Source organism: Nocardioides sp. J54 (assembly GCF_000519005.1).
In the GTDB taxonomy this organism is placed as follows: Bacteria; Actinomycetota; Actinomycetes; order Propionibacteriales; family Nocardioidaceae; genus Nocardioides.
The window spans coordinates 205,298-227,541 of sequence record NZ_JAER01000004.1 but is presented as its reverse complement, the minus strand read 5'-3'; the positions used below and the strand labels follow the sequence as shown (position 1 = coordinate 227,541).

Here is a 22,244-nt window from a genome sequence, read left to right as displayed (position 1 = left end):
TCTCCCGGTGGTTGAGGTGCGACGAGCGCCAGCGAGGAGCCTCGAAACCTCCGGGCCTTATTGGCGGGCTGTGGTGGGCACAGTCGGGTGCACCGGGGCCGCTGGTTTCGAGGCTCGGCGCTGGGGCGCCTCGCGCCTCAACCACCGGCGGTTCGGTGCGCCGCGCTGCCGCGCCGCAGTTGCCTTGAGTGGGTGGCACAGTCCGCCTGGCGGCACGCCCTTCTCCCGGTGGTTGAGGTGCGACGAGCGCCAGCGAGGAGCCTCGAAACCTCCGGGCCGTGATGGCGGACTGTGGCGGGCACAGTCCGGTGCACCGGGCCACTGGTTTCGAGGCTCGGCGCTGGGGCGCCTCGCACCTCAACCAGCGGCGGGCAGCGCCTCGCACCTCAACCAGCGGCGGGCAGCGCCTCGCACCTCAACCAGCGGTGGGTGGCGTCTCGCACCTCAACCAGCGGCGGCGGTGAGCAGCATCAGCTCCAGGCGCAGGGCGGAGCGGCGCTGGGGGACGGTGAGGTCCTCCTGCAGCCCCTCGGGCAGGCGGGCCATCCGGTAGCGGACGGTGTTGGGGTGCACGTTGAGCGCGGCTGCGGCGGCGCGGACGTCGCCCCAGTGGTCGAGGACGGCGGCGAGGGTGGCGGCGACGACGTCGGGCTCGGCGGCATCGGCGAGCAGGGCGGGCAGGGGAGAGACCGGCGCGCAGCCCTCGAGGCCGCGGACGGCGCGGGCCAGGACCACGCCGGCCCAGCGGTCCTCGACGGCCAGTGCCGGTGCGGGGTCGGCCAGCGCGTCGACCTCGTCGGCCGCCGTGCGGGAGCGGACGAGGTCGTCGGTCGTCGTGACCGCGGAGCCGGCACGCGCCGCGACGTCGGGGTGGCGCTGCGCCTCCGCCTCGACGAGCCCGGTGAGCCAGGGCCACGACCCGGGACCTGTCGCCTCGTCGGCGACGACCGCGTAGACCCGGCCGTCGAGGTCGGCGACCGCGGGCGTGCGCCAGCCGTGGCGGCGGACCAGCGCCACCCAGACGTCGCGGCGGCTCGCCGCGCCGAGGTCGTGCTCGGGGCCGCGGAGCACGACCACCCGCGCGGGCAGGGCCACGTCGGGGGTGCCTCCAGCCTGGCGGATGCCCTGCAGCGCTGCGCGGACGCGGTCGAGCTGCAGCTGCTGCGCCAGCTCGCCGCGCGAGCGCATCCGCAGCAGGTGCAGGGCGACCAGCTCCACGACGGCGCGCAGCTCGCGGTCCGCCTCCCGGGGCTCGTCGGCCAGCGCCCACACCGATCCGAGCCACTCGCCGCCGGCGCGCACCGGCACGACGAAGCGGCCGCGGAAGTCCTCGTCGATGGCGGGCACGAAGAACGGCTCGCTGCTCTGGGCCAGGCGCTTGAAGACGCCGAGCGAGCGCAGCCGGTCGCGGACGTGCCGCGGGACGCGGCGGCCGAAGATCGACGCCGTCCGGGCGGCGTCCACGTCGCCCTGCCCGGTCGAGTACGCGACGACCCGCGACGCCGCGTCCTCGATCGTCACCGGCGCGCGAAGGATGCCCGCGGCGAGGTCGGCCAGGTCGAAGAGGTCGCCCTGTGCGTGCGCCCCGGGCGTGCCGTCGGGGTCGCCGGCGAGTGCCTCGATGCGGTCGGCGAAGGCGTTGGCGGCTGCGGACCAGGTGACGCCCTCGGCCAGCGCCAGCAGGGTGGTGCCGAGGTCCCGGCAGGTCGTCTGCAGCGCCGGTGAGCCCGACCACGACGAGCGCACGACCAGGCCGGAGACTCGCGGCGACTGGTGGAGCAGCGCGACGACGTCCTCCGGCGTCGCGAAGCCGACGGCCAGGGCGAGGTCACCTGCGCCGGCGGGTACGACGTCCTCCGCGTCCGCGATGTCGACCGCGACCACCGGGCGGTCCTCACCGACGACCACGACCTCGACGTACGTCTCGCCGATGGCCGCCGCCAGGTCCGCCGCTGATCTCACGGCCCTCACTGTGGCACGAAGGTGCACCCGGCAGGCCGAGGACGGTTGGGGAGCAGGGCGAAGGTAGTTGCCGGCCGGGCGCCAACGGCACCGTCGGAAAGGATGGCGCCCGGCCGGAGCTGGGGTGCCCGCGGGGTCGCGGGCGGGTGGTCAGTAGACGACCACGGTGCGCGCGGCGGGCGAGTGGTCCAGCCCGTCGAGGGCGGCGGGCAGGCCCGCGAGGTCGACCGTCGCGCCCTGGAGGACGTCGAGGTCGAGGCGACCGTTGAGGTACATCTCGGCGTAGAGCGGGATGTCGACCCGGGCGCGGGTGCCGCCCAGGCGCGAGCCCTGCAGCCGCTTCTCCGAGAGCAGGTCCATCGTCGGCAGGCTGACCGTGTCGCCCGGCCGGGCGAGGCCGACGACCGTGGCGGTGCCGCGGGTGCGCAGCATCGCGAAGGCCTGGGCGATCGTGGCGGGGATGCCGACGGCCTCGATGGCGTGGTCGACACCGCCGGTCAGCTCCTTGACCGCGGCGACCGGGTCGGTGGCGCCGGCGTCGATGGTGTCGGTCGCGCCGAGCTTCCGGGCGACCTCGAGCTTCTCGGGCATCCGGTCGACCGCGATGATCCGCGACGCGCCGGCGAGGACCGCGCCCTGGACGGCGCTCAGCCCGACGCCGCCGCAGCCGACGACGGCGACGGTGTCGCCGAAGCGGACGGCGGCCGAGTGGCGGACCGCGCCGAGGCCGGTGATGACGGCGCACCCGAGCAGGGCGGCCTTGTCGAGCGGCATCTTCTCGGGGACGACGGCGACGCTGTTGACGTGCACGACCATCTCCTCGGCGAAGCTGCCGACGCCGACGAACTGGGTGGCGGGCTGGCCGTTCACGGTCAGCCGCGGCGGCTCACCCGCCGCACGCACGCGACCGAGGTTGCTGCAGTGCTGCGGCAGGCCCTGGCTGCACCAGGCGCAGGTGCCGCACGACTGCGCGGGGCCGATGACGACGTGGTCGCCCGGCTTCACCGTGGTGACGGCGCTGCCGACCTCGATGACGACACCGGCCGCCTCGTGGCCGAGCACCATCGGCACCTCGATGCCGGGGATCCCGCCCGTCTGGGCGTGGGCGTCGGAGTGGCAGATCCCCGTCGCCGCCGTACGGACGCGCACCTCGGACGGCCCGGGCGCGTCGACCTCGACCTCGCCCAGCTCCACCGATGCGTTGAACGCGGGGAGCACGGCTCCCCTGACCACGGACCTGCCCACGATCGCTCCTCCTGCTCGTCCCTGCCGGCGGTTCCAACGGCTGCTCCGTGGTTGCCGGTGTGACGGACATTACCGTATATTGCTGATCATCAAAACTATGGATTAGCGTGCCGCGGGTCGGACGAACGGGAGGACACCATGGCCACGATCGAGGTGGAGACCAGGGGCACCGCCCGCTGGATCACCATCAACCGCCCCGAGCGGCTCAACGCCTACGACCTGGAGATGGCGCAGACGATGATCGCCGCCTTCGAGGATGCCGCATCCGCCGATGCCGTGGTCCTCACCGGCGCCGGCGGTGCCTTCTGTGCCGGTGGTGCGCTCAACCAGCTGGGTGAGCCGGACCCCGAGCAGCTGCGCGCGCTGTTCACCACGTCGCTGCGCCTGGTCGACGCGATCCGCGCCTGCCCGCGACCGGTGATCGCCGCCGTCGACGGTGCCGCGGCCGGTGGCGGCAACGAGCTCGTCGTCGCCTGCGACTTCGCCATCGCGACGCAGCGCTCCACCTTCGGCCAGACCGGGCCGCGCGTCGGCTCGGCCCCGGTCCTGGGTGCGACCAACCTGATGTCGGTCCAGATCGGCGAGAAGCGGGCCAAGGAGATGGCCATGCTCTGCCGTCGCTACAGCTCCGACCAGGCCCTCGCGATGGGCCTGGTCAACGAGGTCGTCGCCGACGACGGCCTCGAGGAGGCCGTCGAGCGCTGGCTCGCCGAGATCGACCGCCTCAGCCCGCGCTACCTCGAGATCGCCAAGATCAGCTCCAACCAGTGGTGGCACCAGTCCCGCGACAACATGTCCGCCGGCCTCGGGATGCTCATCCAGGCCATCGGCAGCGAGGACATGCTCGAGGGCGCCAACGCCTTCCTGGAGAAGCGCAAGCCCGACTTCCGCAGCGCCCGCCGTGCGCGCGCCGCCGCCACCGCGCGTGGCACCGACCCCGCCGAGAACCCCCAGAACTGAGGACCTGTCGTGACCTTCCGCTACTACCGAGACCTCACGCCCACCTTCGAGGACCGCAGCCAGTGGGCGCTGCCGACGGTGCTGCGCCACCACGCCACGGAGCGTCCCGACTCCGTGTGGCTGGACTGCCCCGAGGAGTCAGCCACCTGGACCTACGCCGAGATCCTCGCCGCCGCCGAGCGGGTCGGCCGCAGCTTCCTGCACGCCGGCGCCGAGCAGGGTGACCGGGTCGTCCTCGTCGCGCAGAACTCCTCGAAGTTCGTCCGCACCTGGCTGGGCACGGCCGTCGCTGGCCTCGTCGAGGTGCCGATCAACACCGCCTACGAGCACGACTTCCTCGCCCACCAGGTGAGCACCGTCGAGGCCACGCTGGCGGTCGTCGACGACGTGTACGCCGCGCGCTTCGTGGCCATCGCCGAGGCGGCCAAGTCGATCCGCAAGTTCTGGGTCATCGACACCGGCTCCCGCGACGAGGCGCTGGCCACCCTCCGCGACGCCGGCTGGGACGCCGCGCCGTTCGAGGAGCTCGACGAGCAGGCCACCGCGCCCGAGGTCGTCGACGGCACCATCGAGCTGCCCGAGGTGCGCCCGCAGGACCTCGCCTCGGTGCTCTTCACCTCCGGCACCACCGGCCCGAGCAAGGGCGTCGCGATGCCGCACGCGCAGATGTACTTCTTCGCCGACGAGTGCGTCTCGCTCGTCCGGCTCACCCCGGACGACGCGTGGATGTCGGTGACGCCGCTCTTCCACGGCAACGCGCAGTTCATGGCGGCATACCCGACCCTGGTCGCGGGCGCCCGCTTCGTCACCCGCAGCAAGTTCTCCGCCAGCCGCTGGGTCGACCAGCTGCGCGAGAGCCGCGTGACGGTCACCAACTTCATCGGCGTGATGATGGACTTCATCTGGAAGCAGGACCGGCGCGAGGACGACGCCGACAACCCGCTGCGCTGCGTGTTCGCCGCTCCCACCGCGGCCACCCTGGTCGAGCCGATGAAGGAGCGCTACGGCATCGAGGCGTTCGTCGAGGTCTTCGGCCTGACCGAGACCTCCGCGCCGATCATCTCGCCGTACGGCGTGGACCGCCCCGCCGGTGCGGCCGGCCTCGCGGCCGATGAGTGGTTCGACGTCCGCCTGGTCGACCCGGTCACCGACGAGGAGGTCGCGGTCGGCGAGATCGGCGAGCTCGTCGTGCGCCCGAAGGTGCCCTTCATCTGCTCGATGGGCTACTTCAACATGGCGGACAAGACCGTCGAGGCCTGGCGCAACCTGTGGTTCCACACCGGCGACGCGCTGCGCCGCGACGAGGACGGCTGGTTCTACTTCGTCGACCGCTTCAAGGACGCGCTGCGCCGCCGCGGGGAGAACATCAGCTCCTACGAGATCGAGACCTCGATCCTGGCCCACCCGGCCGTCGTCGAGACCGCGGTCATCGCGGTCCCGGCGTCGAGCGAGGCCGGCGAGGACGAGGTGATGGCCTACGTGATCACCGGTGGCGACCACCCGACCCCGACCGCCGAGGAGCTGTGGGCGCACTGCGACTCGCGCATCCCGTCGTTCGCCGTCCCGCGCTACCTGCGCTTCGTCGACGAGCTGCCCAAGACGCCGTCGCAGCGCGTGCAGAAGGCCAAGCTGCGCGCCCTCGGCGTCACCCCCGACACCCACGACCGGGAGGCCTGAGCCGTGCACCCCTACCGGAGCATCCTGTTCGTCCCCGCCCACAAGCCGGACTGGGCGTTCAAGGCCCTGGCTGCCGGGGCGGACTGCGTGGTCCTCGACCTCGAGGACTCCGTGCCGCACGACCGCAAGGCCGAGGCCCGGGCCACGGTGCGCGAGACCCTGCCGAAGCTGCGGGCCGAGCGCCCGGAGGTCGGCCTCTTCGTGCGGCCCAACGCGCTGGCCACGAAGATGACCGGCGCCGACCTAGAGGCCGTCGTCTGCCCCGAGCTCGACGGCATCTTCGCGCCGAAGATCAAGGACGCCACCGACGTGCTGCGGTGGGAGACGATGATCGACTGGTTCGAGGCGCGCAACGGCGCCGAGGGCCTGGAGATGATCGTCCCGGTCGAGATGGTCGACGCGATCACCAACTGCTTCGAGATCGCCGCCGCCTCCCCGCGCGTCGGCGCGATGATCGGCCCGACCTCCGAGCACGCCGACATCGCCCGTGCGGTGGGCTACCGGCAGTCGCGCGAGGGGAGCGAGACCCTCTACCTCCGCAGCCGGATCCTGCTCGCCTGCCGGCAGAACGGGCTGCACCCGCTCACCGGCCTGTGGGAGGACCTCGCGGACCTCGACGGCCTGCGCAGCTTCGCCGACTACGGCCTGCAGCTGGGCTTCCGCGGCATGATCGTGATCCACCCCAGCCACGTCCCGGTCGTGCACGAGGTGTTCACGCCCAGCGACGAGGAGGTCGCCTACCACGAGGAGCTGGTGGCGACGATGGACCGCGCGGTCGCCGAGGGCCAGGGCGCCGTCCGCTTCCGCGGGCAGCACATCGACCTCGCCCACGCCGACAAGGCCCGGGACTGGCTCGCCCACGCCCGACTCGTCCGGGGGAGCGCGACCCCGGCGTGAGGGCCTACCTGCTGACCGAGGCGGGCCGTGGGCTCGCCGAGGTCCCTGATCCGACGCCCGCACCCGGCGAGGTGGTGGTCCGGGTGCGGGCGGCCGGGTTGTGCCACTCGGACCTGACGCTGGCCGCCCGCACGCCCGACCAGCACCCGTTCGCCCTGCCGATCGTGATGGGGCACGAGCTCGCCGGCGAGGTCGTCGAGCTCGGCGCCGGGGTCACGGGCCTCGCCGTCGGCGACCAGGTCGTCGGCTACGGCCCGCGCGGGTGCCGCACCTGCCACGCCTGCGCCAGCGGCTTCGAGAACTGCTGCCCGCGCCCGCCGCGGGGCGTGATGCCCGGCTTCGGCGGACCCGGCGCGCTGGCGGAGTACGCCGCCGTGGAGGCGTCGTACCTGGTGCCGTCGAAGGTCGACCCGGTGCAGGGCGCTGCCCTGACCGACGCCGGACTGACCGCCTTCAACGCGATCGACCGGGCCACCGCACAGCGGCCGCTGGCCGCGCGCGGTGCCGCGGTGGTCATCGGCGTCGGCGGCCTGGGCCACGTCGCCGTGCAGCTGGCCCGCACCTCCGGCTACCGCGAGGTGGTCGCCATCGACGTGGACGCCGACAAGCTCGCGCTCGCCGAGCGTCTCGGCGCCACCCGCACCGTGCTGTCCTCGTCCGACGTCGCCACCGAGGTGCGCGACCTGCTCGACGGTGGCGCGGACACCGTGCTCGACTTCGTGGGGGCGCAGCCCACGCTCGACGCCGCGGCCGCGATGGTCGCCGTGGACGGCCGGATCTCCATCGTCGGGGTCGGCGCGGGCCGCCTGCCGGTGGGGATGCACGCTCTGCCCTTCGGTGCGACGGTGGACCTGCCGTTCTGGGGAGGTCGGCCGCAGCTGGTCGACCTGCTCGCCCTGGCCGCCGACGGCCAGGTGACCGTGGAGACCGAGGAGGTCGGTTTGGAGGACGTGGACGCCGCCTACGAGCGGCTCGACGCCGGGAAGGTGCTCGGCCGGGTCGTGGTGCGGCCATGAGCCGCGCCGTGGTCGTCTTCGGCGCCGCCGGAGGCATCGGGGCGGCGACGTCCGTGCTCGCCGCGCAGGGTGCCGACACCGTCGTCCTCGCCGACCTGCCCGGCACGGTCGGCGACGACCTGCTCCGCGACGTCGAGGCCGCGGGTGCGCGACCGGTCGTCGTCGACTGCGACGTGCGCGAGCCCGACCAGGTCGCCGAGGCCGTCGGCGCCGCGACCGCCGCCGGCGAGCTGGTCGGCGCGGTCAACCTCGTCGCGGTCGGTGGCCCGTCGAAGCCGGTCGGCGACTACGCGATCGACGAGTGGCAGCGGGTCCTCGACATCGGCCTCACCGGGCTCTTCCTGTGCCTGCGCGAGGAGGTGCGGGTGATGGCCGACGGCGGCAGCATCGTCAACATCTCCTCGGTGATGGGCACCGCCGCGAGCCCGAACGCCCCGGCGTACGCCGCGACCAAGCACGCCGTCGAGGGGCTCACGAAGAGCACCGCCCTCGCGTACGCCGACCGCGGGATCCGCGTCAACGCGGTCGCCCCCGGGTTCATCGACACCGCGCTGCTGCGCACCTGGCGCGACGCCGACGAGCGCGCGGCGCTCGGCCGCAAGCACCCGCTCGGCCGGCTGGGGACCGCCGAGGACGTGGCCGAGGTCGTGGGCTTCCTGCTGTCCGACGCAGCCTCGTTCGTCACCGGCTCCTGCTACCGCGTCGACGGCGGCTACCTCACCCAGGGGTGAGGCACCCCTTGACCTTCGTCGGTCAAGGACCCATAATCATGACTATCAATAGCATCGAACGAGTGAGGGAACCGTGACGCTGAAGTTCGGACTCGCCATCATGAACGACTTCCCGGTGGACGTCGTGCCGGCCGACCGCATCGCGCTGATGCGCGAGCAGGTGCGTGCTGCCTCGCAGTCGGGCATCGAGTCCGTGTGGATGCTGCAGCACTACCTCGGCGGCATGCCCACCCTCCAGCCGGTCCCGACGCTCGCCGCCATGGCCTCCGAGGCCGGCGACATGACGCTCGGCACCAACATGTTCATCCTCCCGCTGCGCCACCCGGTGGACGTCGCCGAGGACTTCGCGACGCTCGACCACATCACCGGCGGCCGCGCGGTGGCCGGCTTCGGCATGGGCTACCGCGAGAACGAGTTCGCCTCGTTCGGCGTCGGCATGGACCAGCGGGTCGGCCGCTTCGAGGAGAGCATCTCGATCATCCGGGGACTGTGGGCCGGCGAGACCGTCACCCACCAGGGCGAGCACTTCTCCATCGACGGCGAGAAGATCAGCCTCCGCCCGGTGCAGCCCGGCGGTCCCGAGATCTGGATCGGCGCCGGCCCGCACAAGGCCGGTGCGCTGCGCGCCGCCCGCCTCGGTGACGCGTGGATCGTGCCGCCGCACGTCGACCCCGAGCGGCTCCAGGTCATCCTCGGCCACTACCGCACCGAGCGCGAGCGCCTCGGCAAGCCGGTCAACCGGCTCGTGGTGCGCCGCGAGCTGCTGCTCGACCACGACCCCGAGCGCGCCCGCGCCCGCGGCCTCGCCGCCCGCGGCGAGCTCACCGCGCAGTACGCGAAGTACAACGCGCCCCAGCAGGGCGACGCCTACAAGCACCTGCAGACGGCCGAGAAGGCCACCGAGGTCGCCGACTCGTCGTACCTCTTCACCGACCCGGCGGGTGCCATCGCGGCGCTCAAGGAGCTCGAGGCGGCAGGGCTGACGCACATCATCCTGCGCGCCCAGTGGTACGGCCTCCCGCAGGAGGACGTCCTCGCCACCCTCGAGCTCTTCCGCACCGAGGTGCTCCCCGCCTTCCGCTGAGCCACGCGGCTCCCACCACCCTGAACGAGAGAGGCACCCCTCCCATGGACTTCACCGAGGACCAGGTGCATGCCGACATCCGGCACGCCGTCCGCACCCTGTGCAAGGAGTTCCCTGACGAGTACTGGGCCGAGCGCGACGAGAAGCACGAGTTCCCCCAGGAGTTCTACGACGCCATGGTCGAGGCCGGCTGGCTCGGCCTGACCATCCCCGAGGAGTACGGCGGCGGCGGGCTCGGCGTGACCGAGGCCGCGATCGTCGAGCGCGAGATCGCCGCGTCCGGCGCCGGCATGGGCGGCTGCTCGTCGGTGCACATCGGGATCTTCGGCTTCGAGCCGATCCTGCACCACGCCAGCGAGGACCTGAAGAAGCGCTTCCTGCCCCGCGTGCCCACGGGAGACCTGCAGATCTCCTTCGCGGTCACCGAGCCCGACGCGGGCACCGACACCACGAACATCTCCACCTTCGCCCGCAAGGTCGACGGCGGCTGGCTGGTCTCGGGCAAGAAGGTCTGGATCTCCAACGCCCAGCGCGCCGAGCGGATGCTCCTCCTGGCCCGCACCACGCCGCGCAACGAGTGCGCCAGGAAGACCGACGGCCTGACCGTGTTCTTCGCGCCGCTCGACCGCGAGAAGGTCACCGTGCGCGCCATCCCGAAGATGGGCCGCAACTCCGTCGACAGCAACGAGCTGTTCATCGACGACCTGTTCGTCCCTGACGAGGACGTCGTCGGCGAGGTCGGCAAGGGCTTCAAGGTCATCCTGACCGGCCTCAACGCCGAGCGCGTCGTCGCGGCCAACGCCATGCTCGGCATCGGCGAGGCGGCGCTGCGCCGCGGCACCCAGTACGCCAAGGACCGCGTGGTCTTCGGACGCCCGATCGGCGCCAACCAGGGCCTGTCCTTCCAGCTCGCCGAGGCGAAGATCCGCCTCGAGGCGGCCGACGCGGTCCTGCAGAAGGCGACCTGGCTCGTCGACCGGCAGGAGCCGTGCGGTGCGGAGGCCAACTACGCCAAGTGGCTGTGCGCGGAGGCGGGCTACTACGCCGCCGACGTCGCCCTCCAGGTCCACGGCGGGATGGGCTACAGCAAGGAGTTCCACGTCGAGCGCTACCTCCGCGAGGCACGCCTCATGCGGATCGCGCCGATCAGCCAGGAGATGGTCCTCAACTACGTCGCCGAGCACGTGCTCGGCCTTCCCAGGAGCTACTGATGCGCGGTCTTTACTTCGAGGAGTTCGAGGTCGGCAAGACCTACAAGCACGCGTTCCGGCGCACCATCACCGAGATGGACAACGTGCTGTTCACGTCGCTGACGATGAACGTCGCGCCGATCCACCTCGACGCCGAGTACGCCAAGACGACCATCCACGGCCGTCCGCTGGTCAACAGCCTCTTCACGGTGGCGCTCATCGGCGCCTTCCACGTGCCGGAGCTGACCATGGGCACCACGCTGGGCAACCTCGGCTACGAGGAGGTCCGCTTCCCGGCGCCCGTCTTCCACGGCGACACCCTGCGTGGCGAGACCACGATCGTCGACAAGCGTGAGTCCTCCTCGCGCACCGACTCGGGCATCGTGTGGTTCGAGCACCGTGGCTACAACCAGGACGACGTGCTGGTCATGACCTGCAAGCGGGTCGGCCTCATGCTGCGCCGCCCCGCCGACGAGGCTGCCGCCGAGTCCGCATGAGCACCGCCGCGCCCGCGGCGCGGTTCACCGGCGTCACCGCCCTCGTGACCGGGGGCGGTGGCGGCATCGGTGAGGCCGTGTGCCGCCGGCTCGCCGCCGAGGGTGCGTCCGTCGTGGTCGCCGACCTCGACGCAGACGTGGCCACCCGCGTGGCCGAGGACCTCGCTGCCAGCACCGGCAGCGGGGTTCTTGCGCGTGGGGTGGACGTCCGCGACGCCGACGCCATGGACGCGCTCGCCGCCGAGGCGGAGGAGGCGCTCGGCCCGATCGGGCTGGTCTTCACCGGCGCGGGCATCTCCGCGCACGGCACGCCGACCCACGAGATGCCGCGCCGCCAGTGGCAGGACGTCCTCGACGTCAACCTCACCGGCACCTGGCACGCCATCACGGCCGCCCTGCCGCAGCTGCGCCGCACGAAGGGTGCCGTCGTGACGTGCGGGTCGACGTCGTCGTACGTCGCGGTGAAGGGGGGTGCGCCCGCCTACCGGGCGTCCAAGGGCGGCGTCCTCATGCTCACCCGCGCCCTCGCCGTCGAGTACGCCCCCGAGGGCCTGCGCTTCAACTGCGTGTGCCCGGGGCCGGTCGAGACCGCGCTCCTGCGCGGCGCCGGTACGACGACCGCCGCCACCCCGATGGGCCGGATCGGTCGTCCGGAGGAGGTGGCGGCCGCGGTCGCCTTCCTCGGCTCCTCCGACGCCTCGTTCGTCACCGGCCAGGGCCTGCTGGTCGACGGCGGACTCACGGCCGAGTGAAGGCCACGTGACGCCCGCGGCGCCCGTCGGCGCCGCGACCTGACGTCCTCACCGGGAGGGACGCAAGCGAAAGGGCCATCGCGATCGCTCGCGATGGCCCTTCCGGTGCTGTGGGGACGGAGCCGTCAGCTGCCCGTCCAGACGGGGTCGCGCTTCTCGACGAACGCGGCCGCGCCCTCCTTGGCGTCGGAGGACTTGCGGACGGGGTCGACGAACTCCTCCTGGCGGTCGAACTTCTCGTCCAGCGGCCAGTCCACGGAGCTGACGAGCACCTGCTTGGACGCGGCCAGCGCCAGCGGGGCGTTGGCGGCGACCTCGTCGGCGAGCTCGAGCGCCACGGCCAGGGCCTGGCCCGGCTCGGCGACCCGGTTGACCAGGTGCACCTCGGCGGCGTCGGTCGCCGGCCACATCCGGCCGGTCAGGACGAGCTCCATCGCCAGGTGGTACGGGATCCGGTGCTGCAGGCGGAGCAGGCCGCCGGCCGCCGCGGTGAGGCCGCGCTTGACCTCCGGGAGGCCGAACTTCGCCGCCGACGAGGCGACGACCAGGTCGCAGGCCAGCACGATCTCGAAGCCACCGGCGAGCGCGTAGCCCTCGACAGCCGCGATCAACGGCTTGGCCGGGGGCTTGCGGACCAGGCCGGCGAAGCCCTTGCCCTCGACGACCGGACGCTCGCCCCGGGCGAAGCCCTTGAGGTCCATGCCGGCGCAGAACGTGCCGCCGGAGCCGGTGATCACCGCGACGCTGAGGTCCGGGCGGTCGTCCAGCATCTGCAGGGCGTCGCCGATCTGGTGCGCCATCGCCATCGACATCGCGTTGCGCGCGGCAGGACGGTTCATCGTCAGCACGAGCACGCGACCGCGCTCCTCGACGAGCAGCTCCGGCTCCTCCGCCACGGCGTCGGGGTTCTGGGGGTTCTCGTTCGTCATGTCGTCCTCCCTCGTCACCGGGGGCTCATCCGGATCGCGCCGTCGAGGCGGATCGTCTCGCCGTTGAGGTAGGGGTTCTCGACCACCTGCAGCGCGAGCATGGCGTACTCGTCCGGGCGGCCGAGGCGGGCCGGGTTCGGCACCTGCGCACCGAGCCCGTCGCGGATCTCCTGCGAGAAGCGGGCCAGGATCGGGGTGTCGAAGACGCCCGGCGCGATGGTGTTGACGCGAATGCCCTTGGTCGCGAGGTCGCGCGCGGCGACGAGGGTCATGCCGACGACGCCGGCCTTCGCGGAGGCGTAGGGGATCTGGCCGACCTGGCCCTCCCACGCGGCGACCGAAGCGGTCAGGACGCACACGCCCCGCTCGCCGTCGACGGGCTCGTTGGTGGCCATCCGCGCAGCGGCCAGGCGCAGCACGTTGAAGGTGCCGACGAGGTTGATGTCGATGAGCTGGCGGTAGAGGTCGAGGTCGCCGGGGGTGCCGTCGCGGCCGACGAGGCGGACCGTGCCGCCCTTGCCGGCGCAGTGCACGAGCGCACGCAGCGGGCCCTGCTCGACGGCGACGTCCAGCGCCGCGTCGACGGCGGCCGGGTCGGTGACGTCGGCCAGCGCGAACGAGCCGCCGATCTCCTCGGCGAACTCCTTGCCGAGCTCCTCGTTGAGGTCGAGGACGACGACGTGGGCGCCGGCCGCGGCGAGGCGACGGGCGGTGGCGGCGCCGAGGCCCGAGGCGCCTCCGGTGACGAGAGCCGAGGCTCCGGTGAGGTTCACTGCTTCTCCTTCGTGTGCGGCGCGGCGCTCAGAGCCGCTCGATGATGGTCGCGTTCGCCATGCCGCCGGCCTCGCACATGAGCTGGAGGCCGAAGCGCTGGTCGTTGTCCTCCAGCGCGTGGAGCATGGTGGTCATCAGGCGCCCCCCAGAGGCGCCCAGCGCGTGGCCCAGGGCGATCGCGCCGCCCCGGGGGTTGAGGCGGGCCGGGTCGATGTCGAACTCCGCCAGCCAGGCGAGCGGGACCGAGGCGAAGGCCTCGTTCAGCTCGACGTGGTCGATGTCGTCGATCGTCAGGCCGGCACGGGCGAGCACCTTGTGCGTCGCCGGGATCGGGCCGGTCAGCATCAGCAGCGGGTCGTCGCCGACGACGGCCATCGAGTGCACCCGTGCGCGCGGGGTCAGGCCCAGCTGCTCGGCGCGCTCCCGCGACATGACGAGGAGCGCGCTGGCACCGTCGGTGATCTGCGAGGAGTTGCCCGCGGTGACCGACCAGTCGATCTCGGGGAACCGCTCGGACAGCTCGGGGGTCTCGAAGACGGCCTTGAGCTCGGCGAGCTTCTCGACGCTGGAGCCGCGCCGGATGGTCTCGTCGCGCGACACCGGGCCGGAGGGGGTCTGGACGGTGATGACCTCGCGGTCGAAGGCGCCGGAGTCCTGTGCGGCGGCAGCCAGGTCGTGCGAGCGCACGGACAGCTCGTCGAGCTCGGTGCGGCTGAGCTTCCAGCGCGCCGCCACGAGCTCCGCGGCGACCCCCTGCGAGACGAGACCGGGGGCGAAGCGCTCGGCCACGCGGACGCCGTACGGGTCGGCGCCCATGCGGGCCGAGCCCATCACGACGCGGCTCATCGACTCGACGCCACCGGCGACGACGACGTCGGCCTCGCCGGACGCGATCGCCTGGGCGGCGAAGTGGACCGCCTGCTGGCTCGAGCCGCACTTGCGGTCGATCGTGGTCGCGGGCACGTGCGGCGGGAGGCCCGCGCCCAGCCAGGCCATCCGGCCCGGGGTGGCGGACTGCTCGCCGACCTGGGACACGCAGCCCACGATGACGTCGTCCACGGTGCCCGGGTCGACCGCGGGGGAGCGCTCGAGGAGCGTCTGGAGCGTCTGGGACAGCAGGTCGACGGGGTGGACGTCGGCGAGGGCGCCGCCGGCCTTGCCCCGGCCGCTCGGGGTGCGGATCGCGTCGACGATGACGACGTCGGTTCGAGAGTTTCCAGCCATGGATAACCATTATCATGATATTCAGGATGTGTCACGGGGTTGACAGGCACGGCTCCCCCGAATCTAGGATCATGATTACAACTTTCCGAGGAGGATGTCGTGACCAACGACGAGTACGCGGAGATCCGGCAGCTGGCTGCCCAGGTCGCGCGAGAGGTCTACGGCCCGGTGGCCGAGCAGATGGACGTGAACCGCACGCCGGTCACCAGGGAGCAGAGGATGCAGCTCGGTGAGCTGGGCTTCCTCGGCATCACGCACCCCGAGGAGCACGGCGGCTCCGGCGCCCCGCTCGCGCAGGCGCTCGCCGTCATCGAGGAGTTCGCGAAGGTCTGCCGTCCTGCCGCGTTCCAGGTCTTCGAGTCGAACACCGGCCCGGCGCAGGTGATCGTCCACCTCGGGTCCGAGGAGCAGAAGGCCCGCTGGCTCCCGCAGATCATCTCCGGTGAGAAGACGATGGCGGTCGGCATCTCCGAGCCCGACGCCGGCTCCGCCGCGACCGACATGCGCACCACCGGCAAGATCACCGGCGACACCGTCGTCATCAACGGCAACAAGCGCTGGATCTCCAACGGTGGCGAGGCCGACCAGTACCTCGTCTACTGCCGCCTCTCCGACGCGCCCGGCGCGAAGGGCATCGGCGCCGTCGTCGTCGACAAGGAGACCCCCGGGTTCTCCACCGGCGCCAGCGAGCGCCTCATGGGCTTCCGCGGCATCCCGTCGGCAGACCTCTACTTCGACAACGTCGAGGTCCCGGTCGAGAACATCGTCGTGCCGGCCGGTGGCTTCAGCAAGCTGTTCGGCATCTTCTCGGTCGAGCGCCTCGGCAACACCACGATGAGCCTCGCGATCGGCCAGGCCGCGCTCGACAAGACGCTGCAGTACGTCCAGGAGCGCGAGCAGTTCGGCAAGGAGCTCATCGAGTTCCAGAGCATCCAGGTGATGGTCGCCGACATGGTCCTCCAGGTCGAGGCCGCGCGCCTGCTGCGCGACCAGGCCGTCGCCTCCATCGGCGCCAACGGCCTGCCCGACCCGCTCAAGGTGTCGCTCGCCAAGTGCACCGCCAACGAGATGGCCAAGCGGGTCACCGACCTCGCCATGCAGATCCACGGCGGCAACGGCTACACCGAGGAGTACGGCATCGAGCGGCTCCACCGCGACTCGCACGGCTGGGCGATCGCCGGCGGCACGCCCACCATGCAGCGCGTCCGGATCGTGTCCGAGGTGCTCGGCCGGAAGTTCGACCAGCGCCGCTGAGGCGCGCCCACCCCAGAGGAGTCCCCATGTTCGACCTGAGCCCGGAGCACCGGGAGATCCAGGCGGTGGCGCGCGAGCTCGCCGCGGCCGTCGAGCCGTTCGCCGACGAGGCGGACGAGTACGTCGAGGTGCACCCCAAGGTGCGCAGCCTGCTCGCCGAGAGCGGGCTGGCGCGCCACGTCGTGCCGGCTGCCTACGGCGGCGTGTCCGAGGTCCTGGACCCGCTCACCATCGCCGTGGTGCGCGAGGCGCTGATGTACTCCTCCGCCCACCTCGACTCGATGTTCGGCATGCAGGGCGTCGGCAGCTACTCGCTGTCGGTCGGGGGCTCCGAGGAGCTCAAGGCCGAGTGGCTGCCGAAGGTCGCCTCCCTCGAGGCGATCGCCGGCCTCGCGCTGACCGAGCCCGACGTCGGCTCGGACCTGCGGGCGATCACCACGACCGCCGTCGCCGACGGTGACGACCTCGTGGTCAACGGCCGGAAGTCGTTCATCACCAACGGTGGTGCCGCGGACTTCTACTGCACGCTCGTCCGCGAGGGCGAGGGCTGGTCGATGGTGCTCATCCCCGCCGCGACCGACGGCGTCTCCGTCGAGCGTGGCGCCGACCTGATCGCGCCGCACATCCTCGGCGAACTCACCTTCACCGACGTACGGGTGCCCGCGGCCAACCGGCTCGGCGTCCCCGGCAAGGCGTTCTCGCTGATGCTGCAGACGCTCGCCGTCTTCCGTGTCACCGTCGCCGCGTCCGGCGTCGGCCTGGCCCAGGCGGCGCTCGACGAGGCCAAGGCGCACGCCCTGGCCCGCGAGCAGTTCGGTCGCCCGCTGATCGAGCTCGGAGCGGTGTCGCAGAAGCTCGCCCAGTCGTGGACCGACGTCGAGGCCGCCCGTGCGTTCGTCTACCGCGCCGCCGCCCTCGCCAAGGCCGACCCGCTCGGTCACCTCGACTACTCGTCGATGGCGAAGGTGCACGCGACCGAGGCTGCTGCCGCGGTCGTCGACCGCTCGGTGCAGACCATGGGCCGCTTCGGTCTGGTCCGTGGCTCGAAGATCGAGCGCCTCTACCGCAACGCCCGGCCGCTGCGGGTCTACGAGGGCGCCACCGAGGTGCTCCTCGACTCGCTCGCCCGTCGCCTCGCGAAGGGTGCGCGCTGATGGACCTCAGGCTCACGGACACCGTCGTCCTGGTCACGGGCGCGAGCCGTGGCCTCGGCGCCGCCATGGCGATCGAGCTCGCCAGGGAGGGCGCGCACGTCGTCGCGGCCGCCCGCTCCAAGGACAGCCTCGCCGAGGTCGCCTCGCAGGGTGACGGCCGGATCTCCGTCGTCGAGGCGGACATGCGCGACGAGGACTCCGTCGCGGCGCTGGTCCCCGAGGTCATCGCCCGCCACGGGCGCATCGACGGCCTGATCAACAACGCCGGCATCGCGCCGGCAGGCAAGTTCGCCACCCAGGACCCGGCGATCTGGAAGGACGCGATGGCGGTCAACGTCATCGCCCCGATGCTGCTGGCCCAGGCCGCCGGCGTGCAGATGATCGAGCAGGGCGGCGGCCGGATCGTGAACGTCGCGTCCACGACCGGCCTGCGCGGCAAGCCGTTCCTGGTGCCGTACTCGACCTCCAAGGGCGCGGTCGTCCGCTTCACCGAGGCCCTCGCGGCCGAGTGGGCGGCGAAGAACGTCCAGGTCAACTGCATCGCCCCCGGTGCCTTCGTCACCGAGGCGCAGAAGGCGGTCACCGAGTCGCCCGAGCTGCACGCCAAGCGGATCGCGAAGATCCCCGCCGGCCGCATGGCCGACCCGTCCGAGCTCGTGCCGCTGGCCTGCCTGCTCGTCTCGCCCGTGTCGGCGTTCACCACCGGGGCGACCTTCGTCGTCGACGGCGGCGAGTCCGGCAAGCTCTGACCCCGAAGGGACCCCACGCGTGATCATCGACGCCCACGCCCACGTCTGGCCCGACAAGATCGCCGAGCTGGCGCTGTCCGCCAACCGCCTGCCCGAGCTCAACGCCCGCGGTGACGGCACCGTGTCCGGCCTCGAGGCCGACATGGCGGCCAGCGGTGTCTCGGTCAGCTGCTGCCTCGGCATCGCCAACGAGGCCCGCCACGTCGACTCCGTCAACCGCTTCGTCGCCGGCCTCACCAGCGACACCCGGTTCGGCTTCGGCACCGTCCACGTCGACCTGTCGGTCGAGGAGAACATGGCGAGCCTGCGGCGCCACGGCGTCCGCGCGGTCAAGATCCACCCGCTGTTCCAGGGCTTCGCCCTCGACGACCCGCGGCTGTGGTCGATCTTCGAGGCCTTCGGCGACGAGATCGCCGTGATCACCCACGTGGGCGAGGGCGGCTCGCCGGAGGCCAACCGGCTCTCGAGCCCGAAGATGATCGCCGACATCGCCAGGCAGTTCCCGGCGCTCAGGCTGATGGCCTGCCACTTCGGCGGCTACAAGATCCTCGACGACGCCGAGGAGATGCTCAACGGCGCCGACGTGGTCCTGGAGACCAGCTGGCCGCCGAGCCTGTCGACCCTGCGCCCCGAGCGCGTGCGCGACCTCATCCGCCGCCACGGCGCGGAGCGCATCGTCTTCGGCTCCGACTGGCCGATGACCAGCCCCGCCGATGAGATCAAGGCGATCGATTCCCTCGGCCTCTCCGACGACGAGACCAAGCTCGTCCTCGGCGGCACCCTCGCCCGGGTGCTCGGCATCGACAGCCCCTGGTCGTAGCCCCAGCGCTACCGCACGAGCCACGAACCCGCCTGGTGAGGATCACGAGGCGGGTTCGTTGCTTTTCCCGGGTCTCCTGCACGCCGTCTCCCGCTTCTCCGCTGACCCGGGATCGTCGAGACGTCACTTCCGGCCTGTTGAGTGGTCACTTCTGGCTCGTCGAAGCGTCAGTTCTGGCGGGTCGAGGCGTCAGATCTGGCCCGTTGAGTGGTCAGGAACGGCGCAATGAGTGGTCAATTGCGTACGTCGTCCGTCGGATCTGCCGGACGTGACGTCTCGGCCGGCCGCAAGTGACCACTCGGTCCGCCGTACGCGACCACTCGACGGGCCACAGGTGACCACTCAACGGGCCACAGGTGACCACTCGACGGGCCACAAGTGACGTTTCGACCGTCCCGGCAGAGCAGCCCCGGGGAGGGGGCTGGGGGGGAGGGGGCTCAGTGGCCGTTGGTCCAGACGATGGGGGCGGCGAGGATGTCGGGGAACTTCTTCTCGGCGTACTTGAGGTACTGCTGGACGTGGTCGGCCATGGCCCCGGCGGAGCGGGCGGGGTCGCGCTCGGCGAGGGCCTCGTAGATGTTGAGGTGGGCGCGGTGCACGGCACGGCGCCGGACCTCGGGGTAGTCGATGCCGATCGCGGAGCCGTCGAGGATGCCGAGCAGGGCGTCGACGAGGTAGCCGAACATCGCGTTGCCCGAGCCGTGGGCGATGACGTCGTGGAAGCGCTTGTTCTCCTCGAGGAAGACGCGCTGGTCCGCGAGGTTCTCCTTCATCGTGTCCACACTGAGCTTCAGGTCGGCCAGCTCCGCGTCGGACATCCGCTCGGCCGCGAGCTGGGCCATCATCGGCTCGAGGCCGCCGCGGGCCTCGGCGATCGTGCGGAAGGGCGCCTCGGCGAACTGCAGGAGCAGCGTGAGGGCCGTCGCCAGGCTGGTCGCGTCGGGCTGCTGCACGACGGGACCGCCGCCGGGGCCGGGCTTGAGCTGGATGACGCCCTGGAGCTCGAGGAAGCGCAGCGACTCACGCAGCGTGCCGCGGCCGACCTCGTACTCCTCGAGCATGGCGCGCTCGGGAGGCAGGCGGTCGCCGACGTTGTTGCCGCGGCGGTTGATGTCGCCGACGATGCGCTGCGCCAGCAGCATCGCGGTCTTCTGCGGGCGCCGCGCCACGGAGCTCACGGCTGCACCTCCGCACCGCTGGCCGCGAGCCGCCGTACGGCGTCGACCACGGCGTCGCGCGCCTCGCGCGAGCGCGGTGACGCGGCGGTGAAGCGCAGGAAGCCGTGGCAGAGGTCGGGGTGACGCTCCAGCGTGACCGGGACGCCGGCCTCCCGCAGCGCCGCTGCGAACGCGACGCCCTCGTCGTGCAGCGGGTCGTGCTCGACGACCACGACGTGCGTGGGCGGCAGCGTGCCCAGGTCGCCGGACAGCAGCGGGAAGAGGTCGGGTCCGGCGGCGTCGCCGGCCTCGGGTGAGCCGCTGTAGTGCTCGAGGAACCAGCGCATCTCGGCCTCGCCGATCGGGAACGCCGTGCCCTGCGTCGTGTACGACGGCGTGGAGCCCGGCGCGGCGAGGACGGGGTAGAGGAGCAGCAGGAAGTCGGCGGGCGCGTCCGCTGCGGCGCGCAGGGCGACCGCGGCGGCGAGGTTGCCACCGGCACTGTCGCCGCCGAGGCCGACGGGACCGTCGTACCGCTGGCGGGCCCAGGCCCAGGCGGCGGCGACGTCGTCGAGGCCGGCGGGATAGGGGTGCTCGGGGGCGAGGCGGTAGTCGACGCTGACGACGCGGACGCCGGCGTCGGCCACGAAGCGGCACAGCTCGTCGGCGTAGTCGAGGTCTCCGGTGACCCAGCCGCCGCCGTGGGCGTAGACGAGGGTCGCCACCGGGGTGGCCGGGGCGACGGGCAGGTAGACCCGGACCGTCGGTCCCGGGCCCTCGTCCGGGCCGAGGTCGCGCACGTCGACCGCAGGCCCGTCCGCGCAGAGGTGGTGGCCCGCAGCGACCCGCTCGCGCGCCTGCGCGGGGGACATCTCGATCATCGGGGTGCCGCCTGCCGCACCGTCGCGGAGCGCCGCGAGGGCGGGCTCCAGGTCAGCCACTGACCACCCCGTCGGCCACGAGCCGCGCGAGCTCGTCGCCGGTGACGCCGAGGTCGCCGAGCACCTCTGCGGTGTGCTCACCGACGGTCGGGACGCCCTCGTAGGCGGGGCCGTCGTAGTCGTTGACGTGCAGGATCGGGCCGGGGACCAGGGCCTCGTTGCCCAGGGCGGTGCCGGTGAGCGCCTTCAGGGTGCGCTCGGCGAAGTGCGGGTCGCGGACGACGTCACTGGAGTCGTTGACGGCGGCGGCCACGACCTCGAACTTCTCGAGGATCTCGAGCACCTCGTCGCGCGGACGCTCGGCCACCCACTCGGAGACGATCTTCTGCAGCGACTCGTTGTTCGCCATCCGCGCCTCGTTGGTGGCGTAGCGCTCGTCGGTCTGCAGGTCGAGGCGACCCATCGCCTCGAAAAGGCGCATGGCGATGGCCTGGTTGGAGCCGGCGATCGAGAGCCAGCCGCCGTCGGCGGCCTCGTAGATGCCGCGCGGCGAGGCGGCGCCCGAGGCGTTGCCGTGGCGCTGCATGATCTCGCCGGACGAGGTGTAGTTGAGCACCGCGTCGCCGAGGATGAACATCAGCGGCTCGTAGAGCGCGATGTCGACCTCGCTGCCGACGCCGGTGCGGCCGCGGTTGAACAGCGCCATCGCGGTGCCGTACGCCGCGGAGATGCCCGCGATGGAGTCGGCGAAGCCGAACGGGGGAGCGGTCGGCGGCGTGTGCGGCCAGCCGTTGAGGAAGGCGTAGCCGCTTGCCGTCTCCGCGACGGTGCCGAAGCCGGGACGCTCGCGGTACGGGCCGGTCTGGCCGAAGCCGCTGACCCGGGTCATGACCAGGCCGGGGTTGGTGGCCTTGAGCTCGTCGTACGACATCCCCCAGGCCTCCATGCGACCGGGGCGGAAGTTCTCGATGAACACGTCGGCGCCGGCGACCAGGCGCTTGAGGATGTCCCGGCCCTCGGTACGGCGCAGGTCGAGCCCCACGGAGCGCTTGCCGCTGTTGAGGCGGGCAAAACCGATCGCCATGCCCTCGTGGGCCGGCTGCCACTGCCGCGCGAAGTCACCGCTGGTCGGGTCCTCGACCTTGATCACCTCGGCGCCGAAGTCGCGGAGCATGCGTCCGGCGGTCGGAGCGGCGTACATCGAGCCGGCCTCGATCACGCGGACGCCGGCGAGGGGGCCGTGGGAGTTCGTCATCTTGTTGGTCCTTGGGAGTCAGCCTGGGACAGGCAG

The 22,244-nt window shown here is 72.3% G+C and carries 21 protein-coding genes; 13 read left to right on the top strand and 8 right to left on the bottom strand.

Going from position 1 to position 22,244, the window contains the following annotated elements:
* Positions 1-444: 444 nt before the first annotated feature.
* Positions 445-1,962, bottom strand: coding sequence for a PucR family transcriptional regulator (locus NOCJ54_RS0104755; protein ID WP_036516810.1), 1,518 nt, complete (start codon positions 1,960-1,962; stop codon positions 445-447).
* 150 nt (positions 1,963-2,112) lie between these two features.
* Complete coding sequence (locus tag NOCJ54_RS0104750) at positions 2,113-3,207, bottom strand: zinc-binding dehydrogenase (RefSeq protein ID WP_198020102.1); 1,095 nt, start codon at positions 3,205-3,207, stop codon at positions 2,113-2,115.
* A 138-nt stretch (positions 3,208-3,345) separates the two neighbouring features.
* Between NOCJ54_RS0104750 and NOCJ54_RS23865 the strand changes: the two genes are divergently transcribed.
* The 9 genes from NOCJ54_RS23865 (at position 3,346) to NOCJ54_RS0104705 (ending at position 12,011) form a co-directional block, all read left to right on the top strand.
* The gene (locus tag NOCJ54_RS23865) at positions 3,346-4,167 is read left to right on the top strand and encodes an enoyl-CoA hydratase/isomerase family protein (RefSeq protein ID WP_084254911.1); all 822 of its coding nucleotides are present in this window, start codon (positions 3,346-3,348) and stop codon (positions 4,165-4,167) included.
* A 9-nt stretch (positions 4,168-4,176) separates the two neighbouring features.
* Complete coding sequence (locus NOCJ54_RS0104740; protein ID WP_028654573.1) at positions 4,177-5,844, top strand: AMP-binding protein; 1,668 nt, start codon at positions 4,177-4,179, stop codon at positions 5,842-5,844.
* Between the two features lie 3 nt (positions 5,845-5,847).
* Positions 5,848-6,741 carry an HpcH/HpaI aldolase/citrate lyase family protein gene (locus NOCJ54_RS0104735; protein WP_028654572.1) on the top strand — a complete coding sequence of 298 codons (894 nt, stop codon included), beginning with the start codon at positions 5,848-5,850 and terminating at the stop codon, positions 6,739-6,741.
* Entirely contained in the window at positions 6,738-7,757 is a 1,020-nt protein-coding gene (locus tag NOCJ54_RS0104730) for an alcohol dehydrogenase catalytic domain-containing protein (RefSeq protein WP_051485477.1), read from the top strand. Before NOCJ54_RS0104735 ends, NOCJ54_RS0104730 begins: the two co-directional genes overlap by 4 nt.
* A complete protein-coding gene (locus NOCJ54_RS0104725) occupies positions 7,754-8,488 on the top strand; it encodes an SDR family NAD(P)-dependent oxidoreductase (RefSeq protein ID WP_028654570.1) in 735 nt (244 codons plus the stop codon). The genes NOCJ54_RS0104730 and NOCJ54_RS0104725 overlap by 4 nt, the downstream gene beginning before the upstream one ends.
* Before the next feature lie 73 nt (positions 8,489-8,561).
* Positions 8,562-9,572: an LLM class flavin-dependent oxidoreductase gene (locus NOCJ54_RS0104720; RefSeq protein ID WP_028654569.1), complete on the top strand. Its 1,011-nt coding sequence runs from the start codon at positions 8,562-8,564 to the stop codon at positions 9,570-9,572.
* Positions 9,573-9,616: 44 nt separating this feature from the next.
* Positions 9,617-10,783: an acyl-CoA dehydrogenase family protein gene (locus tag NOCJ54_RS0104715; RefSeq protein ID WP_028654568.1), complete on the top strand. Its 1,167-nt coding sequence runs from the start codon at positions 9,617-9,619 to the stop codon at positions 10,781-10,783.
* Positions 10,783-11,259: a MaoC family dehydratase gene (locus NOCJ54_RS0104710; protein WP_028654567.1), complete on the top strand. Its 477-nt coding sequence runs from the start codon at positions 10,783-10,785 to the stop codon at positions 11,257-11,259. Before NOCJ54_RS0104715 ends, NOCJ54_RS0104710 begins: the two co-directional genes overlap by 1 nt.
* Positions 11,256-12,011, top strand: a complete 756-nt coding sequence (locus NOCJ54_RS0104705; RefSeq protein WP_036516808.1) for an SDR family NAD(P)-dependent oxidoreductase — start codon at positions 11,256-11,258, stop codon at positions 12,009-12,011. The genes NOCJ54_RS0104710 and NOCJ54_RS0104705 overlap by 4 nt, the downstream gene beginning before the upstream one ends.
* 125 nt (positions 12,012-12,136) lie before the next feature.
* On the opposite strand, the gene NOCJ54_RS0104700 is transcribed toward NOCJ54_RS0104705, so the two are convergent.
* Genes NOCJ54_RS0104700 through NOCJ54_RS0104690 form a run of 3 tightly spaced genes read right to left on the bottom strand, consistent with a single transcriptional unit; the run spans position 12,137 to position 14,938 of the window.
* Positions 12,137-12,940, bottom strand: coding sequence for a crotonase/enoyl-CoA hydratase family protein (locus tag NOCJ54_RS0104700; protein ID WP_036516805.1), 804 nt, complete (start codon positions 12,938-12,940; stop codon positions 12,137-12,139).
* Between the two features lie 14 nt (positions 12,941-12,954).
* The gene (locus tag NOCJ54_RS0104695) at positions 12,955-13,713 is read right to left on the bottom strand and encodes an SDR family NAD(P)-dependent oxidoreductase (protein WP_028654564.1); all 759 of its coding nucleotides are present in this window, start codon (positions 13,711-13,713) and stop codon (positions 12,955-12,957) included.
* Between the two features lie 28 nt (positions 13,714-13,741).
* Entirely contained in the window at positions 13,742-14,938 is a 1,197-nt protein-coding gene (locus NOCJ54_RS0104690; protein ID WP_028654563.1) for a thiolase family protein, read from the bottom strand.
* A 99-nt stretch (positions 14,939-15,037) separates the two neighbouring features.
* Here NOCJ54_RS0104690 and NOCJ54_RS0104685 point away from each other — a divergent pair, with 99 nt between their 5' ends.
* From NOCJ54_RS0104685 to NOCJ54_RS0104670, 4 genes are read left to right on the top strand one after another with little or no spacing between them, the layout of a single operon-like run.
* A complete protein-coding gene (locus NOCJ54_RS0104685; RefSeq protein ID WP_028654562.1) occupies positions 15,038-16,192 on the top strand; it encodes an acyl-CoA dehydrogenase family protein in 1,155 nt (384 codons plus the stop codon).
* A gap of 26 nt (positions 16,193-16,218) precedes the next feature.
* Positions 16,219-17,346, top strand: a complete 1,128-nt coding sequence (locus NOCJ54_RS0104680) for an acyl-CoA dehydrogenase family protein (protein WP_028654561.1) — start codon at positions 16,219-16,221, stop codon at positions 17,344-17,346.
* Positions 17,346-18,095: an SDR family NAD(P)-dependent oxidoreductase gene (locus NOCJ54_RS0104675; RefSeq protein WP_028654560.1), complete on the top strand. Its 750-nt coding sequence runs from the start codon at positions 17,346-17,348 to the stop codon at positions 18,093-18,095. Before NOCJ54_RS0104680 ends, NOCJ54_RS0104675 begins: the two co-directional genes overlap by 1 nt.
* A gap of 19 nt (positions 18,096-18,114) precedes the next feature.
* A complete protein-coding gene (locus tag NOCJ54_RS0104670) occupies positions 18,115-18,915 on the top strand; it encodes an amidohydrolase family protein (RefSeq protein WP_028654559.1) in 801 nt (266 codons plus the stop codon).
* A gap of 437 nt (positions 18,916-19,352) precedes the next feature.
* Here NOCJ54_RS0104670 and NOCJ54_RS0104665 read toward each other — a convergent pair whose 3' ends face one another.
* Genes NOCJ54_RS0104665 through NOCJ54_RS0104655 form a run of 3 tightly spaced genes read right to left on the bottom strand, consistent with a single transcriptional unit; the run spans position 19,353 to position 22,208 of the window.
* Entirely contained in the window at positions 19,353-20,093 is a 741-nt protein-coding gene (locus tag NOCJ54_RS0104665; protein WP_198020100.1) for a FadR/GntR family transcriptional regulator, read from the bottom strand.
* A complete protein-coding gene (locus tag NOCJ54_RS0104660; RefSeq protein ID WP_028654557.1) occupies positions 20,090-21,013 on the bottom strand; it encodes an alpha/beta hydrolase in 924 nt (307 codons plus the stop codon). Before NOCJ54_RS0104660 ends, NOCJ54_RS0104665 begins: the two co-directional genes overlap by 4 nt.
* The gene (locus NOCJ54_RS0104655; protein WP_028654556.1) at positions 21,006-22,208 is read right to left on the bottom strand and encodes a CaiB/BaiF CoA transferase family protein; all 1,203 of its coding nucleotides are present in this window, start codon (positions 22,206-22,208) and stop codon (positions 21,006-21,008) included. Before NOCJ54_RS0104655 ends, NOCJ54_RS0104660 begins: the two co-directional genes overlap by 8 nt.
* Between the last annotated feature and the right edge of the window lie 36 nt (positions 22,209-22,244).